This is a genomic window from Pseudomonas sp. FG1, from assembly GCF_034313875.1.
GTDB classification, from domain to species: domain Bacteria; phylum Pseudomonadota; class Gammaproteobacteria; order Pseudomonadales; family Pseudomonadaceae; genus Aquipseudomonas; species Aquipseudomonas veronii.
Genome location: NZ_JAVIWP010000001.1, coordinates 999,100 through 1,013,861, shown reverse-complemented (window position 1 = coordinate 1,013,861; position 14,762 = coordinate 999,100). Strand labels below are relative to the sequence as shown.

The 14,762-nt window shown below is 56.2% G+C and carries 10 protein-coding genes and 3 pseudogenes; 7 read left to right on the top strand and 6 right to left on the bottom strand.

From position 1 onward, the window contains the following. Positions 1-114 precede the first annotated feature (114 nt). Complete coding sequence (locus RGV59_RS04815) at positions 115-1,020, bottom strand: cation diffusion facilitator family transporter (RefSeq protein WP_003253462.1); 906 nt, start codon at positions 1,018-1,020, stop codon at positions 115-117. Between the two features lie 54 nt (positions 1,021-1,074). Continuing rightward, on the bottom strand, positions 1,075-1,275 hold the full coding sequence (locus RGV59_RS04810) for a zinc ribbon domain-containing protein (protein WP_223255137.1): 201 nt from the start codon (positions 1,273-1,275) through the stop codon (positions 1,075-1,077). Between RGV59_RS04810 and RGV59_RS04805 the strand changes: the two genes are divergently transcribed. Together RGV59_RS04805 and RGV59_RS04800 are read left to right on the top strand one after the other, a co-directional pair. Continuing rightward, positions 1,255-1,461 carry a hypothetical protein gene (locus RGV59_RS04805; protein ID WP_003253464.1) on the top strand — a complete coding sequence of 69 codons (207 nt, stop codon included), beginning with the start codon at positions 1,255-1,257 and terminating at the stop codon, positions 1,459-1,461. The genes RGV59_RS04810 and RGV59_RS04805 overlap by 21 nt on opposite strands. Positions 1,462-1,901: 440 nt before the next feature. Next, on the top strand, positions 1,902-3,599 hold the full coding sequence (locus tag RGV59_RS04800; RefSeq protein WP_003253466.1) for a phosphoethanolamine transferase: 1,698 nt from the start codon (positions 1,902-1,904) through the stop codon (positions 3,597-3,599). A gap of 323 nt (positions 3,600-3,922) precedes the next feature. Here RGV59_RS04800 and RGV59_RS04795 read toward each other — a convergent pair. After that, positions 3,923-4,576, bottom strand: a pseudogene (locus tag RGV59_RS04795) (OprD family outer membrane porin); the annotation flags it as partial. A 78-nt stretch (positions 4,577-4,654) separates the two neighbouring features. On the opposite strand from RGV59_RS04795, the pseudogene istA reads away from it, so the two are divergent. Together istA and istB are read left to right on the top strand one after the other, a co-directional pair. Next, positions 4,655-6,168, top strand: a pseudogene (istA, locus tag RGV59_RS04790) (IS21 family transposase). A 19-nt stretch (positions 6,169-6,187) separates the two neighbouring features. Beyond that, positions 6,188-6,943 (top strand): IS21-like element ISPsy14 family helper ATPase IstB, encoded by a 756-nt coding sequence (gene istB, locus RGV59_RS04785; protein WP_057711072.1) that lies wholly within the window; start codon positions 6,188-6,190, stop codon positions 6,941-6,943. 105 nt (positions 6,944-7,048) lie between these two features. Here the strand turns inward: istB and RGV59_RS04780 are convergent. Beyond that, a pseudogene (locus RGV59_RS04780) lies at positions 7,049-7,729 on the bottom strand (OprD family outer membrane porin); the annotation flags it as partial. Positions 7,730-7,931: 202 nt separating this feature from the next. On the opposite strand from RGV59_RS04780, the gene RGV59_RS04775 reads away from it, so the two are divergent. The 3 genes from RGV59_RS04775 (at position 7,932) to RGV59_RS04765 (ending at position 12,269) form a co-directional block, all read left to right on the top strand. Beyond that, entirely contained in the window at positions 7,932-8,843 is a 912-nt protein-coding gene (locus RGV59_RS04775) for a LysR family transcriptional regulator (RefSeq protein WP_003253472.1), read from the top strand. 112 nt (positions 8,844-8,955) lie between these two features. Next, a complete protein-coding gene (locus RGV59_RS04770; RefSeq protein WP_003253475.1) occupies positions 8,956-10,395 on the top strand; it encodes a YfcC family protein in 1,440 nt (479 codons plus the stop codon). Between the two features lie 44 nt (positions 10,396-10,439). Next, positions 10,440-12,269 (top strand): CocE/NonD family hydrolase, encoded by a 1,830-nt coding sequence (locus tag RGV59_RS04765; protein WP_003253477.1) that lies wholly within the window; start codon positions 10,440-10,442, stop codon positions 12,267-12,269. Positions 12,270-12,399: 130 nt separating this feature from the next. Here the strand turns inward: RGV59_RS04765 and RGV59_RS04760 are convergent, their stop codons facing one another. Both RGV59_RS04760 and RGV59_RS04755 read right to left on the bottom strand, forming a co-directional pair. Then, positions 12,400-13,320 carry a hypothetical protein gene (locus tag RGV59_RS04760; RefSeq protein ID WP_003253479.1) on the bottom strand — a complete coding sequence of 307 codons (921 nt, stop codon included), beginning with the start codon at positions 13,318-13,320 and terminating at the stop codon, positions 12,400-12,402. Positions 13,321-14,276: 956 nt separating this feature from the next. Further along, positions 14,277-14,636, bottom strand: a complete 360-nt coding sequence (locus tag RGV59_RS04755) for a histone-like nucleoid-structuring protein, MvaT/MvaU family (RefSeq protein ID WP_003253484.1) — start codon at positions 14,634-14,636, stop codon at positions 14,277-14,279. Positions 14,637-14,762: the final 126 nt, after the last annotated feature.

The window sequence follows — 14,762 nt, the reverse complement described above, 5'->3', positions numbered from 1 at the left end:
TCTCCAACCCCTCTCGAAGTGCTCCTGCCGTTTACGCCATCCCTCATCGCATTTCTTCTACAACATCCCCCTCAGCCAGGAAGGGGATGTGTCTGCATGGTGTTTACCGATCGATCAGTGCGAGGGCGAGGGAACGCTCTCGTGGAAAGCTGCCCGCTCGATCTGGATGGTGCAGTGATGGATTTCAAATCCATCGCTGACAGCATCCACGACGGCCGCCAACACAGCATCCCCATCTGCAGAATCCCGTACCACTACGTGCGACGTCATCACGTTGCTGCCACTGCTGACGGCCCAGACGTGCAAGTCATGAACGTCCGTGACCCCATCTACGCCGCGGATGGTGGCCTCGATTGCCGTAACGTCGAGCCCCCTCGGCACACCCTCCATGAGAATCCCCAGGCTTTCGCGAAGCAACTGCCACGTCCGCGGCAGTACCCAAAGTCCGATTGCCACAGCGACAATCGTGTCGACCCAGGTCCAGCCCGTGAAGCGGATGATGAGTGCTGCAATGATTACGCCTAGCGAGCCGAGCATGTCGCTCCAAACTTCGAGGTAGGCGCCTTTGACGTTAAGGCTCTCGTTGCTCGCAGATGCCAGAAGGCGCATCGAGATTAGGTTGATGATCAGGCCGGCGATTGCGATCCACATCATCGCCCCGGTAGCGATCTCCGCCGGCATGAAAAAGCGCTGGTAGGCCTCGTACAAGATGTACATCGCCACCAGGAAGAGCAGCACGGCGTTGAACGTCGAAGCCAGAATCTCCAGGCGCGCATAGCCGAAGGTTCTTTTCTGATCCGCCGGGCGCTTGGCTATCTGAAGTGCAATCAGTGAGATCGCCAAGGCGGCAGTATCTGTGAACATGTGGGATGCGTCAGACAGCAGCGCCAGGCTGCCGGTAATCCACGCACCGATCACTTCTGCAATCATGAAGCTGCCAGTCAAGGCGAGCGCCATGATTAGCTTCTTCTGATGCCCCTCGCGTACTGCAGCGCTGCCATGGTCATGATTTGAACCCACGTATTTCTCCTTGCGCAGGGTTGTGGTCTCGTTGGCCTTCCTGTCTGCCTATCGTTAGAGCGTCGCTTGGCCACACTGACTGCAGAATTTTGCTCCTGCGCTCAGCAACGAGCCACAGGCGGTGCAACCACTCGATAGTGGTGTTCCGCAGTTTAGACAAAAGCGTGCTGACGGATCGTTGGCCGTCCGGCACTGCCTGCAGCCCTGCAGATCTTTAATGGGGGCTGGAGTGGCATGGCGCCCGCCGTCATACACCTGGTTGCCGCCGTCGCAGCCCTGCTGCCGGCCATGGCGATCGTATTGCTCGGCCCCATGTCCCCCGCTGTGGTGCTTGCCTCCACCGTGGTTTCCACGGCCATGGTGCCCGCCCAGGATATTTTTGAAAAAGCTCATGGTATTCGCCCCTCATTGATGGGTGACATATTAACGAGCAAAAGTTGAAAAGAATGTTCTGCTCGCGAGAAAGACTTGTAAGTTAAAGTGAAAGTTCAAAATTAGCCTACGTCAAAACGAAGCCGTTTTGTTTGTGAAATTAAATTTATCTAGCTGAGCGGTGCTCTGCGTTTAATAGATGGTGTCGCCCTAATTTTTATCATAGCCTGGTCGATGGCAATTAAAACAGCAGTTATTGCATTTCTGTCAGCATTGTAATCACGAGGTCATCGTGTCGTTATCAGGCGCCGGAAATAATGCGCTCAGCGAGATTTATTTCTCTTTTGTCCCTATGCCTCACACATTCTAAGCGTCTCCAACGCCTAGGCCCTAAGGCCTCTGGCGCTCCGCACATTGCGCAATCGCTCAGCATCTGTCGATGGTTTGCCAAGCAGCTCCCGCTAACTCCACAGCTAACGCATGGATAAGCAGCCTCTCAGAGTTTGATAATGACACCTTCAAAATCCATTGTTCACACCCTGTTAAGTAAATGGATCTTTGCTATTCGCACTGCCCGACAGGAAGGCATCAGCACTAATCTGCTCATTGGGCTGGTAACTCTTTGGTTGCTGCTATTCGCGAATGCTGAGCTCTGGAGCGTGCTCTGGAAGCTGGTATTCAAAACCGATGAAGTGAACTGGCTGCTAGCAGCTAGCCTCCCAGTCATAGTATTCGCATGGGTGTTTACGGTTCTGAGCTTGCTGTCATGGGCGCGGCTGACCAAACCTTTTCTATGTCTCGTACTGATCAGCGCGGCTTTTGCGAGTTACTTCATGAATGCCTATGGCATCGTGATCGATTACACAATGTTCACCAACGTTGTGGAGACAGACGTCGCTGAGGCAACCGAGCTGCTGAATTGGAAGCTCGGTCTGTGGGTCGCAATGGTTGGGGTGTTGCCCGTCTACCTGATCTCCCGGGTTCCCCTCCGGCGCAAGCCTTGGGCCAGAGCTTTGGTCAGCAGGGTCATTGCTCTGTCGCTCGCTCTGTTGACCTTGTCTGGCATCGTGCTGAGTCAATACCAGTCATATGCCTCCTTGCTGCGCAACAATCGGGAGATCCGACTGATCCTGGTACCCACCAACTTGTTTGCGGCTGGCCATGGTTACCTGAAGCGCCAGCTGGCCACACCTAAAACGCTGACGGCCATTGGAACTGATGCGGTAGTTAATCGACAGGGGGCGGCCCGTAAACCTAGGCTGCTGGTACTGGCTGTAGGAGAGACCGCCCGCTCCGCCAACTTCTCCCTCAATGGCTACACCCGTGAAACGAACCCGGAGCTGGAAAAACGCAACGTCATCAGCTTCTCCAACGTCAGCTCCTGCGGCACCGCCACCGCAGTTTCGTTGCCATGCATGTTCCTGGATGTGGGTAAGGCCGAGTACAAAGATGGCTTGGCCAAGAGCCGAGAAGGGCTGCTCGACGTGCTTCAACGCGCAGGCATTAGTGTCATGTGGACTGACAACAACTCGGGGTGCAAAGGGGCCTGCGACAGGGTTCCCAACCACAAGGCTGCCTCTCACGCGGATCCCCAACTTTGCACCAGCGAGGAGTGTAAGGACGGGGTGCTGCTCTCGGAGATGCAAGACTTCATCAAGCGTCAAGAAGGCGATGCTGTCCTGGTGCTCCACTACAAAGGTAGCCATGGCCCGGCCTACTACAAGCGCTACCCCGCGCAATTCAAGAAATTCGCGCCGGTGTGCGAGACCAACGAGCTCGACAAATGTAAGCAGCAGGAAGTGCTCAATGCCTACGATAACTCGATCCTTTACACCGACTACGTTACAGCCGGGCTGATCGACATCCTGGCAGCGAACACCAAATTCGACACTGGGCTCCTGTACGTTTCTGACCACGGAGAATCACTGGGTGAGGGTGGGCTCTACCTGCATGGGCTGCCTTATGCGATGGCTCCTGAAGAGCAAACCAAGGTGCCATTGGTGCTTTGGATGTCCGATTCTCTTGCGAAGAGTGAAAGGCTCAACGTCGGCTGTTTGAAAGCTCAAGCAAGCTCACCTCTTAGCCACGACAACCTGTTTCACACAGTGCTCGGGATGATGAATGTCCAGACGTCCTCGTACCGCTCAGCCTTGGATTTCACTGCCCCGTGCAAGCCCTTGCCAGGAGGCTCTTACTCAGGCCTCTAAGACACGAAGTAGGATGGCCCCTCTGGGATGCCAAGTGCTTCTGCTCCCGTCCGCTTTGACAGCTATAAGAAGCTGGACTAACTACATAGCAGCACCCACCAACCCAAGCGATAAAGGAAATCTCGCATGAGCATCAAGCCAGGCCCTAAACGAACTAACGAAGATGGCACTCCGGATAAAAGGCAGCGAGTCACGCCTGAGAAGCAGAAGGACCATCCGGACCTGAAACCCCACAAGCACAAAAAGGGGGAGTAGGTTAACAAGGCAGCTCCCGACTGCGGGAGCTGCCTTTAGATGACGGCTTCAAGGGGAACTTGAAGCTATCACCACAATGCAATGTCGTACGTCAGATACAAGCGGTAGTTATCCCGGTCACTGCTGTACGTGCTCCTGGCCACTGCATATCGAAACTCAGCCCCCACACCTTTGAAGAGCCCGTCCTGGATCACATATTTCAGGTTCGTATTGGACTCGTGCTCCCGGGCTTCCTGACCACGATAGACCCCATCCTCGCCCTTGTAGTAGCGGGTCATGAAGCTCAGTCCAGGAATTCCCATGCTAGTAAAATCGTAGTCGTACCTCGCCATCCAGGTCCGCTCTCCGGGCTGAATGAATTTGCCAACGCTAGCATTGCTGAACGAGTAGACCGTGCTTACGCTCACGTACGGAAGTGCGGTGCTGCCATCAACCTTTTGATATCCAGCACTGAACGTGTGGCCACCCAGACGATAACTGAGTAAACCGCTAAACATATCGCTATCAACTACACCATTACGGGCTGCGCCAGCATCATCACTGATAAAGTAACGTAGATCGCTAGTTAGCTTGCCTGGGCCAAGCGGCAGTGTGTAAACCAACCCGAAAAATTGTTGGCTGCGGATTCCACGGGCATCCGGCCACCCATTCCATGAACATCCGGCCACTGATTCCACGATGATCCGGCCACCCGTTCCACGGCCATCCGGCCACCCACAAGGCAGGCAGCAACGCAGGATTAATTCACTACCATCGACCTCTTTTATCGAAGCAGAGAGGTCGTCGTGGAGCGGTTATCCATGCGTAAAATTAAGGAAGTGCTACGTCTCAAGTTTGAGGTCGGCCTATCTGCTCGCCAGATCGCTGTCAGCTTGCAGGTGGGTCGCGCAACTATCGGTGAGTACCTCAATCGCTTTGCTGCCAGCGGGCTGACTTGGCCGTGTGCGGCGAGCGAGGCGCAGTTGCAGCAGCGTCTTTTTCCGCCACCACCCGACGTCCCCAGCGATCAACGTCCGATGCCGGACTGGACTCATGTCCACGCAGAGTTGCGCCGCCCCGGCGTAACCCTGGCCCTGCTTTGGCAAGAATATCGACTCGCCCATCCGCAAGGCTTCCAATACAGCTGGTTCTGCGAGCACTACCGGCTCTGGGCCGCCAAGGTCGACGTGGTCATGCGCCAGGAACATCGCGCCGGCGAAAAGCTGTTCGTCGATTACGCGGGTCAGACCGTGCCGATCATCGACCGGCGAACCGGAGAGATCCGCCAGGCCCAGATCTTCGTCGCCGTCCTCGGCGCCTCCAGCTACACCTTCGCCGAGGCGACCTGGTCGCAGAAACTGCCCGACTGGCTGGGCTCGCATGCCCGCTGTTTTGCTTTTTCGGCGGCACCGCACAGATCCTGGTGCCCGACAATCTGCGCAGTGGCGTGACCAAGGCGCACCGTTACGAGCCCGATATCAACCCCAGCTACCGCGATCTGGCCGAGCACTACGGCGTCGCCGTATTGCCCGCTCGCTCACGAAAACCCAAGGACAAAGCCAAGGTCGAAGTCGGTGTTCAAGTGGTCGAGCGCTGGATCCTGGCGGTGCTGCGCAATCGGCAGTTCTTTTCGCTGGGTGAACTCAACACCGCCATCGGACTGCTGCTGGATCGCCTCAATCAGAAGCCCTTCAAGAAACTGCCCGGCTCACGCCGCTCGGCCTTCGAGACCATCGACCAACCCGCGCTGCAACCGCTACCAGAACATCCGTATGTCTACGCCGAATGGAAAAAGGTGCGAGTCCACATCGACTACCACGTCGAAGTCGACGGCCATTTTTACTCCGTGCCGTACCAACTGGTGAAACACCAACTCGAAGTACGCCTGACCGCGCAGACCGTCGAGTGCTTCCACGCCAACCAGCGCGTGGCCAGCCATCTGCGCTCGCCGCACAAAGGCCGCCACACTACCCACACCGAGCACATGCCCAAAAGTCACCGCGAACACGCCGAGTGGACGCCCCAGCGGCTGATCCGCTGGGCTGAGCAGACGGGCCCGAATACGGCCGGTGTCATCGCCTACATCCTCGAACGCCGAATCCATCCGCAGCATGGCTTCCGCGCCTGTCTGGGCATCCTGCGCTTGAGCAAACAGCACGGCGAAGAGCGGCTGGAAGCCGCTTGCCAACGTGCGCTGGCCCTAGGCGCATGCAGTTACAAGAGCCTCGAATCGATCCTGCGCCAAGGCCTGGAACGGCTACCTCTTGCCCAGCAAAACCTGCCGTTACTGCCCGATGAACATATCAATCTGCGCGGCCCTGGCTACTACCACTGACTGAAAAAGGAGCACGAACATGCTGCCTAACCCGACCCTCGACAAGCTGCAAATCCTACGCCTGCACGGCATGATCAAGGCGCTTGGCGAACAACACGCAACGCCCGACATCAACGATCTCAGCTTCGACGAACGCCTCGGCCTGATGGTCGACCGCGAGCTGACCGAGCGCGAAGACGCCCGCCTGACGACTCGCCTCAAAGCCGCACGACTGCGCCATAACGCCTGCCTGGAAGACATCGATTACCGCAGCCCTCGTGGCCTGGACAAGGCGCTGATCCTGCAACTGGGTAGCGGCCAGTGGCTGCGCGATGGCCTGAACCTGATCATCGGCGGGCCGACGGGCGTAGGCAAAACCTGGCTCGCCTGCGCGCTGGCTCATAAAGCTTGCCGCGACGGTTACAGCGTGCGCTATCTGCGCCTGCCGCGCTTGATGGAAGAACTGGGCCTGGCACACGGCGACGGCCGCTTCGCCAAGCTAATGGCCGGCTACGCCAAGACCGACCTGCTGATCCTGGATGACTGGGGCTTGGCGCCGTTTACCGCTGCTCAGCGGCGCGACATGCTTGAACTGCTGGACGACCGCTACGGCAACCGCTCGACGCTGGTAACCAGCCAGATGCCGGTGGACAAATGGCACGCACTGATCGGCGATCCGACCCTGGGCGATGCGATCCTCGACCGGCTGGTACATAACGCTTATCGGATCGAACTGAAGGGCGAATCGATGCGCAGACGCGCAACGAAATTGACGGCGACAGAGACTTCAGACTAACAATGCAAGCCTGCGTCGCTGCGCTCCGACTGCCCGGCCGGATGAGCGTGGAATAGGTGGCCGGATGTTGGTGGGCTGGGTGGCCGGATGGCGTGGAATGCGCAGTTGGCGGTAGAAATCCCGAAGTTCCCCGTAGTAGCTGCTAAAACTGAGCTGTTTGGTGAGGTCGTAGCGCATCCCCGCAAAATCAAAGTCCGTACCGCCACCTCCGGAATATCCCTGAGGAAATATATCGACGCTATCGGTAGAGTTTCGGGCTTTGAATTTGTCTAGATGCCCAGCTTGAAGGTACAACCGATCAACACCGGTGTACTCCGCTTGGGTACCTCGGAACGTTTGAGGTAGTAGTCGACCATCGTTGTAAACCAGGACGGGGATTTTGGGGAGGAGAGTGCCACCACTGACCAAAAGGTCATTCCATTTGGCCTTAGCGGTAATGCCAAGACTCGAATATTCGCTAGCTGCCCGACCATCGTCGTGGACCGGCAGAAGGCCTGTCCCCGCATGCTTAGCGCTTGAGTCGAGCCGGATTCCTGAAAGTCCCAGTGCCTCCAAACCAAAGCCTACAGGTCCTTCGGTGTAACCTGACTGTAGCTTGAGCAGAAAACCCTGCGCCCACTCTTTGCGATCTTCGCCCCCATCACGAAATCCATCATTGAAATAGTAATTTCGCAGAGCCAGCCGGCCCTCGGAGTCTTTGAAGAAGTCTGCTTCAGCAAAATTGGGGAACAAGCTAGCAATGACGCTTGCACACGCGAGTGTGCGCGATGTTGTGAGGGTGTTCATCGGAAATCTCTGCTGTGTATTGTGATTTTTGGCAGCATCAAAATGGAGCGACCCAGTACTATCCATCGCAGATTACGCAGCGTCATGCTGGACGGGATTCACTCATGCGGCGGACACTAACCCGTCGTGGAATCGGCAACAACGTTATGAGTAATACGCATGAGGCTATGCGTTTAGTTGGTAAGAAACCTCGGAGTATCTTGTGAACCTCAAACAACTCGAAGCTTTTCAAGCCATCATGACAACGGGCTCTACCATCGGAGCTGCTACCCGTATGGGCTTGTCCCAATCGGCCGTCAGCCGCTTGTTAACTCAGCTCGAAGATCACTTAGGCCTCGCGCTCTTCCTTCGACGTAAGGGCAGATTGATGGCGACTCCTGAGGCGGAAGAACTCCTTGGACAGGTGGCGGAGCTCGTAGACAACCTCCAGCGCGTACAACGCATGGCAGATGAGCTGAGACTGGGTCATTCGCGCCGGAGTCTGCTCAAGGTTGCAGTACCGACCAGCATGTCTCAACACTTGCTACCGAGGATCGTTGCCGAATTCATGCAGGGCCGTGAGGACGTCGTCGTAGAGGTCATCACCGGCGGATACGATGCGCTGGAAAGGGCCGTACTCGACAAAAGCGCTGACTTCGCTTTCGTGCGTTTGCCTACGGAACTTCAGCATTTTGAAGTGCTACCGGTACTGGAGACCGAAGGGATGTGCGTCATGCACCAAAGCCATCCACTGGCGGAGCTATCGGAGGTCAGTCTCGAAGCATTGCGGTATGAACCCCTCGTGCTTCTGGGGCGGCAAAGGAGCCTTCGATCTGAACTCGACCTGCGTTTCCGAGAGGCTGAAATTACCCCTCAAGTTCGCGTAGAGGTCCACTCGGTCAGTGCTGCTTGCGCATTCGTTGCAGAGGGTATGGGGGTCTCAATTATCAATGGTCTTTTGGCCAAAGAGTTTGGTGGCCTTCCTTTGATCGCCAAGCCGCTGAGACCTGCGCTTTGCTATCGTTTTGGCCTGATTTTCCGCAAAGACCAGCCACGCTCTTTGCTGGTTGAGAGTTTCGCGGAGCACATGCGTAACAGGCTCACAGAGGTGAATGGTTCTACGCCAACGCAATAAATTGCATAGCCCAACCCGATTTACTCATAACGTTGAGTGACTGCATCCGATTGAACTAGTGTGCGCCCTGTAGCCCTGGGCCCCTACAAAACAATAATCGAGATCGCGCACCATGAACCTACCTCATGCACCGGCGGCGCAAGCCGCGCCTGCTGGAAAAGCAGACATCCCTCGCCCGGCCAAGCAGCTCAATCCTGCGTTGATCCTGTTGAGCATTGTTTTCATGGCTCTGGCCTTCACCTACTTCGTCGATTCAGGCCAGTTCCAGCGCAAAGACATCGCTGTTGTCCCCGGTTCGTACCAGACCTTGGAAAAGGACGCCTCTCTAAGCCAGCTATTTTCCACAGAGCCGCGTGCCACAACCGATTCTGCTGCACGTCCGGTCTCCTTGGTTGAGGCTTTCATGGCCATTCCACAGGGCATCGAGAAGCGAGCCGGCCTGATCTTCATGGTTTTGTTCATCGGCGGAATGTTTGGCGTGCTGAACAAGGCCGGGGCAATCGATGCTGGTCTTGAGCGGATACTTGGCCTTACCCGGGGCAACATCTACGTGCTGGTACCCTGCTTGATGCTGGTGTTCTCGGCCGGTAGCACGTTCATGGGACTGGCCAAAGAGTTCATCCTGATCGTCCCGCTAATGGTAGCGATGGCCAATCGCCTGGGGCTGCCCAACATTGTTGGTCTGGCGATCGTGGTGATCTCGGTGAAAATCGGCTATCTGGGTTCGATTACCAACCCCGTGGCATTGGCGGTTGCCCAGCCGCTAGTGGGCGTTCCAATGTTCAGCGGGCTGAATATGCGTGTGGCAGCCTACTTGGTGTTTCTGCTGGTCGGCATTGGCTTCGTGTTAATGACTGTACGCCGACTGGGTTACGACGCCAGTGCTGAGTTTACTTTTAAGCGCACACCGCTAGCGCCACGCCACAGTCTCAACCTTCTACTGCTGGGAGCGGGCGTCGCCTTCCTGGTTTATGCCTCCAATCGCTGGCACTGGAAGTACCCAGAGTTGTCTGCGTACTACTTGGCGATGAGCATGGTGTTCAGTGTGGTGGCTGGCATCGGTGCCAGCGAGGCTGCCGGCGCATTCGTCGACGGAATGAAGAAGGTGCTAATGGCCGGCGTGCTGATCGGTCTCGCCACTGCGGTGGAGATCATCCTCAGCACTGGCCAGGTGCTCGACACTATCGTCAACAACCTTTCCAACCTGGTCAGCGATCACGGCCCTCTAGTTTCGGCGTACGGCATGTTCTTCGCACAACTCGGGCTGGATGTCCTGATCCCGTCCACGTCGGGGCAAGCAGCAGTGACCATGCCAATCTTCGGACCGTTGGGGCAATTGTCAGGTGTGAGCGCTCAGACCACTGTGTATGCCTTTTTGCTGGGCAATGGTCTAACAAACCTGATCACTCCTACCTCAAGTGGCCTACTAGTGCTGCTTGCGACCGCTCAAGTCGGATGGGGTCAATGGGCGCGATTCATCTGGCCGTTGTGCCTGGTATTCGCGGCCATCGCCATGTGCCTCCTCTCCATTGCCGTTCTGACCGGCTACTGAAATCTCGGGCCGCGTATGCGGCCCTACTGCTTTGAGTGTCAAACATGCAAATCCTCAGAAACCTGATGGTCCCGATGCGCGATGGCGTTCGGTTGGCCACCGATGTCTACCTGCCTGATGAAAGTACCGGCGTGTGGCCAGTGGTGATCGAACGCACTCCATACGACAAGAGCAAGCCCTCACGCTCGGAGAAATGCCTGAATGGTCATCACTTAGGGCGTGAAGAGATGGCCCAAGCCTTTGCCGAACATGGCTTCGTCACTGTGTTTCAGGACTGCCGCGGTCGCTACGCCTCCGAAGGCGAATTCATCAAGTACGTCAACGAAGCAGAAGACGGCTACGACACTTTGGCCTGGTTGGTCGAGCAGCCTTGGTGCAATGGGAAGGTCGGAAGCATGGGTCTTTCTTATGCAGCCCATACTCAGCTCGCTATGGCCTGCTTAAATCCTCCAGGGCTGAAGACGATGGTGCTGGACTCTGGAGGCTTCGCCAACGCTTATCAATGTGGCATCCGCCAAGGAGGCGCATTCGAGCTCAAACAGGCCACATGGGCATACAAGCAGGCCAAGGAAAGTCCGGCAGCCAAAGCCGATCCACTATTGCGCGAAGCATTGGAGCAGGAAGACATCCGGCATTGGTTCGCCCATATGCCGTGGCGTCCAGGATTTTCACCGCTGCGTCATGCGCCAGCGTATGAGGACTACCTGTTCGACCAATGGGGCCGCGGCTGTTTCGATGCCTATTGGCAACAGTTGGGCATTTGCGCCGATCACTATCGCAGCAACATTCCCGATATTCCGGTGCTGCACATGTCGAGCTGGTATGACGCCTATGTCAGCTCAACCCTGGATAACTTTGCTGCCTTCGTCGCGAACGGTAAGGCACCACAACGACTCGTGATGGGCCCTTGGCTGCATGGCGACCGCAACATTAGCCACAGCGGCGATGCCGAGTTTGGCCCAGCCGCCGCTTTCGATGGGCAAGTGGCGCAGGATTGGCTGTCCTGTCGTATTGAGTGGTTTGTAAACCATCTGCAGCTACAGATCACTGCACCAGCCCAACAGGTGCAGGTATTCATGATGGGCGGTGGTAGTGGTCGCAAGCTTCAGGACACGCGAATAGATCATGGTGGTCAGTGGCTTGATGCACAGCAGTGGCCATTACCTGGCAGCCAGCGGTTGGATCTTTATCTTCATCCTGACGGTCAGTTGAGCAAAGGGGGGCCAGCGGCAACCGATGCTGCTTGCCACTTCCTCGCCGATCCATCTAATCCAGTACCGACCATCGGCGGCGCGCTGACTTCCGGCGCTCCTGTCTTCGAAGGCGGAGCGTTTGATCAGCGAGAAACACCACGCTTCTTCGGCGCGCGCGGAGATGGCAGTGCCATCTGCCAGCGCAGCGATGTGCTGTGTTTCGAAACTGAGCCGCTTGAAGCTGACCTTGCTGTCGCCGGTCCGGTAACGATCCAGCTGTGGGTCGAGACCGACGGCTTAGACACTGACTTTACCGCTAAGGTGGTCGACGTCTATCCGCCAAGCGATGACTTCCCAGAGGGGTATGCCATGAACATTACAGACGGCATCATTCGTTGCCGATACCGGGACAGCTGGAACGATCCGAAGCCGACGGTACCTGGGGAATGTTTCAAGGTGCAGATCGAACCGTTTGCAACCTGCAACCTGTTCAAGCGCGGTCACAGCTTGCGCCTTGAGATTGCCGGCAGCAATTTCCCACGGTTCGACGTAAACCCCAACAGCGGTGAGCCGGAAGGCTGCGCGAACAAAAAAAGGACTGCTCGAAATACCGTACATATGGGGGCTAAGCGGCCCTCCAGGATTCAGCTAACGGTCGTCCAAGCACCAGCTGGTAGCTGATAGCGGTATAGAGCTATCGCTTGGCAGCAGTTCTGGACAGCTGCCGAGCGCTGTCCCTGTAAACCAGTTTTTTTACCTGTTAACCACTGTAGTTAACAGGTAAAAAAATAGGTTTACACGATGCTCACCTCTACCCGTTCGACACCAGCAAATCGCCTAGCTCTTCACGGGCCATATCCACTCGGTCCATCCTGCGATAGGGATGATCAACAGGCATTCGGATGAGGCTCTCGAACCAAGCCGGATCGAATTTGAGCACCTGCTTGTGAATGTGCTCAAGCTCACCTTTGCGAAGCTGGGACACTACAAACTCCATGCTCTCAACCAGGCCGGATTCCTCGTTATCCTTAGAGATCCGGTGGCGGATGAAACTCATCTTGAGATCGAAGTAGGGGCCTTTCATCCCAGGAAGGCTCTTCGCCTCCAGCCGGCCTTTGGTGCTGATTTCCGCCCCTGGCACTTGAGACTCTATCGCTTTCACAAGCTCAGCATTCCCACCTATCTTCTGGCCAAAGAGCCGAGTGGCGTCCGACATATAGGCGAAGATCCATGGCACGTTGCGTAGCGTCGCACCGGTATAGAGGTAGCCGCGCTCCCCTTTGTAACGCTGCAGCATGCCTCGCAAGGCTTTCTCCGAGAGCACCACCTGGGTTTCCTTCTCCAGGATGTAAACCACGCGGTCAAACTGTTCTATCAAAAGCCTGAGAATCTTCCGCGGTACGCCGTCAAAACCGGTTTTTCGGTCGGTCTTCTTGTGCTGACGGGGCTGGAAGTATGGGCAATCGTTACGGGCCTCTCCATCAAATGGAGCGATACCGCGAATGCTCTTCGTCGCGTGCTTTCCGAAGGGATTTTTTACGTTTGGGGGTAACTCATACAGCCCTACCAGCTGGACAGGGTTGTCGCATGCCGGGCACACCGCGAACTGAGCCAGCTTGCCCGCGCTTCCGGGCTGATACCACGGCTCCCTGCGGAAGGTCTCAGACTCGAACCGATCCTTGTCTATGGTTTTGCTTTCAGTGTCTTCAATGCGGAGCTTGTACACATCCATCTTTGCCAAAACCGTATCAATAGAGGGTTTATTGATCGTACCCAGCGAAGTTCGGTAGCAGGAAGGCCTATCTGCCCCTTAGGTGGTCACCCTCCGGTGGCAGGCCTTGCCAGAAGCATGGGATTACCCCGTAAGGAGTCTGTGAGCCCCAGAAACAACTAACCCCCTGGTGCGCAGTGCAGGTCTGGGACCCGCCCGAGGCGTGGAGGCTATTCTTGTAGAGAAAATAACACCTGCCACGGAACGGATCAGTTGGTAGGCAGACCAGCCGTCAGCTATGGCCCAGCACCGTCGATCAAGGCCGCTCAATCAGCAAATCGTCGTCTTCTATGGCGTCTCCAAAACTGAACCAGTCGTGCAGGCTGTAATGCACGAAGTCTTCATCCTCCGCATCGAGCATAGTGAAATTCTGCAATACCGTGACATCCGCCCCCGAAGTACAGCCCCTCGTTGAGGTTTACGAAATGCTCCAGCAATTCGTTCAGCTGATCATGCAACTGACTTGTAAGCCTGGCGTGCTCTCGCTTGGTCTAAAAACGGAACATCACTTCATGCGCTTCGGGCGGGGCGCGAACTGGTCCCCAAGTTCTGCTTTTTTGAGGCATCCACTGGGTAAGCCGGCCACATGATTCGGAGGTGCAGATGTCAAGGCTCGGTAACCGACTTAGACGGTGAGACAGGCGTCGCGATCCCGGATCGAATGGCTTCGGCAGTAGGAGGGGGGGTGATCCAGTGGAGCATGAGACCAGCCAGGATGCTTGCGAGGGTGTTTACTGAGATTGTGACGAGAGCATTGCGCATTTTGGAGCGTCCGTTTCTGAAGTGGACCTCTATTTAATGCGCATAAATGGTGTGTCATTACCACCTACCAAAAAAATCGTCGCGCCCCAGAATGGGAATTCGCATTTGGCGACGATTCACGTTTATGCTCCTGCCACAGGTCGACTACAGCACAGTCAGTTGGCTAACCAGGACTCAACCACCTCGGCACCGTACTCTGCCTTCCAGGCCTTCAGAGTGCGCTGATTGCCCCCCTTCGTCTCAACGACTTCTCCGCTATGCGGGTTCTTGTAGGTTTTCACTACTCGTGGTTTCCGTGCAGGTTTTTGTGCAATAGATCCGGAATCTACGGGCTGCGGATCAATGATCTGGATCACGTGACGCAGGCTGTAGCCGTAATCGTTGAGCAGGTTGCGGAGCTTCGTTTCGAATTCCATTTCCTGCTTCAGGGCGGAATCATTCTTCAGTGCTTCCAGTTCGGCGAGCTGCGCGGCGAGCTGTTGTTCGAGAAGGCGAAATTCAGCGAGACGGGACATGAGATTCTCCAAGAAGTGGCCTGAGATTTTATCAGGCTAGACAGAAAGCGTGCTAAGTATCTTGTGGCCTAAACAGCCCTGCAATAGAGCAAAATCCAGTCCCCCCATTGGCGCTTGGGCAATCGC

Bases quoted from the DNA above. Each gene is read 5' to 3' on its own strand.
- RGV59_RS04805 (WP_003253464.1), top strand. From the start codon at position 1,255: ATGGCGCCCGCCGTCATACACCTGGTTGCCGCCGTCGCAGCCCTGCTG.
- RGV59_RS04800 (WP_003253466.1), top strand. From the start codon at position 1,902: ATGACACCTTCAAAATCCATTGTTCACACCCTGTTAAGTAAATGGATC.
- istB (WP_057711072.1), top strand. From the start codon at position 6,188: ATGCTGCCTAACCCGACCCTCGACAAGCTGCAAATCCTACGCCTGCAC.
- RGV59_RS04770 (WP_003253475.1), top strand. From the start codon at position 8,956: ATGAACCTACCTCATGCACCGGCGGCGCAAGCCGCGCCTGCTGGAAAA.
- RGV59_RS04765 (WP_003253477.1), top strand. From the start codon at position 10,440: ATGCAAATCCTCAGAAACCTGATGGTCCCGATGCGCGATGGCGTTCGG.
- RGV59_RS04760 (WP_003253479.1), bottom strand. From the start codon at position 13,320: ATGGATGTGTACAAGCTCCGCATTGAAGACACTGAAAGCAAAACCATA.
- RGV59_RS04755 (WP_003253484.1), bottom strand. From the start codon at position 14,636: ATGTCCCGTCTCGCTGAATTTCGCCTTCTCGAACAACAGCTCGCCGCG.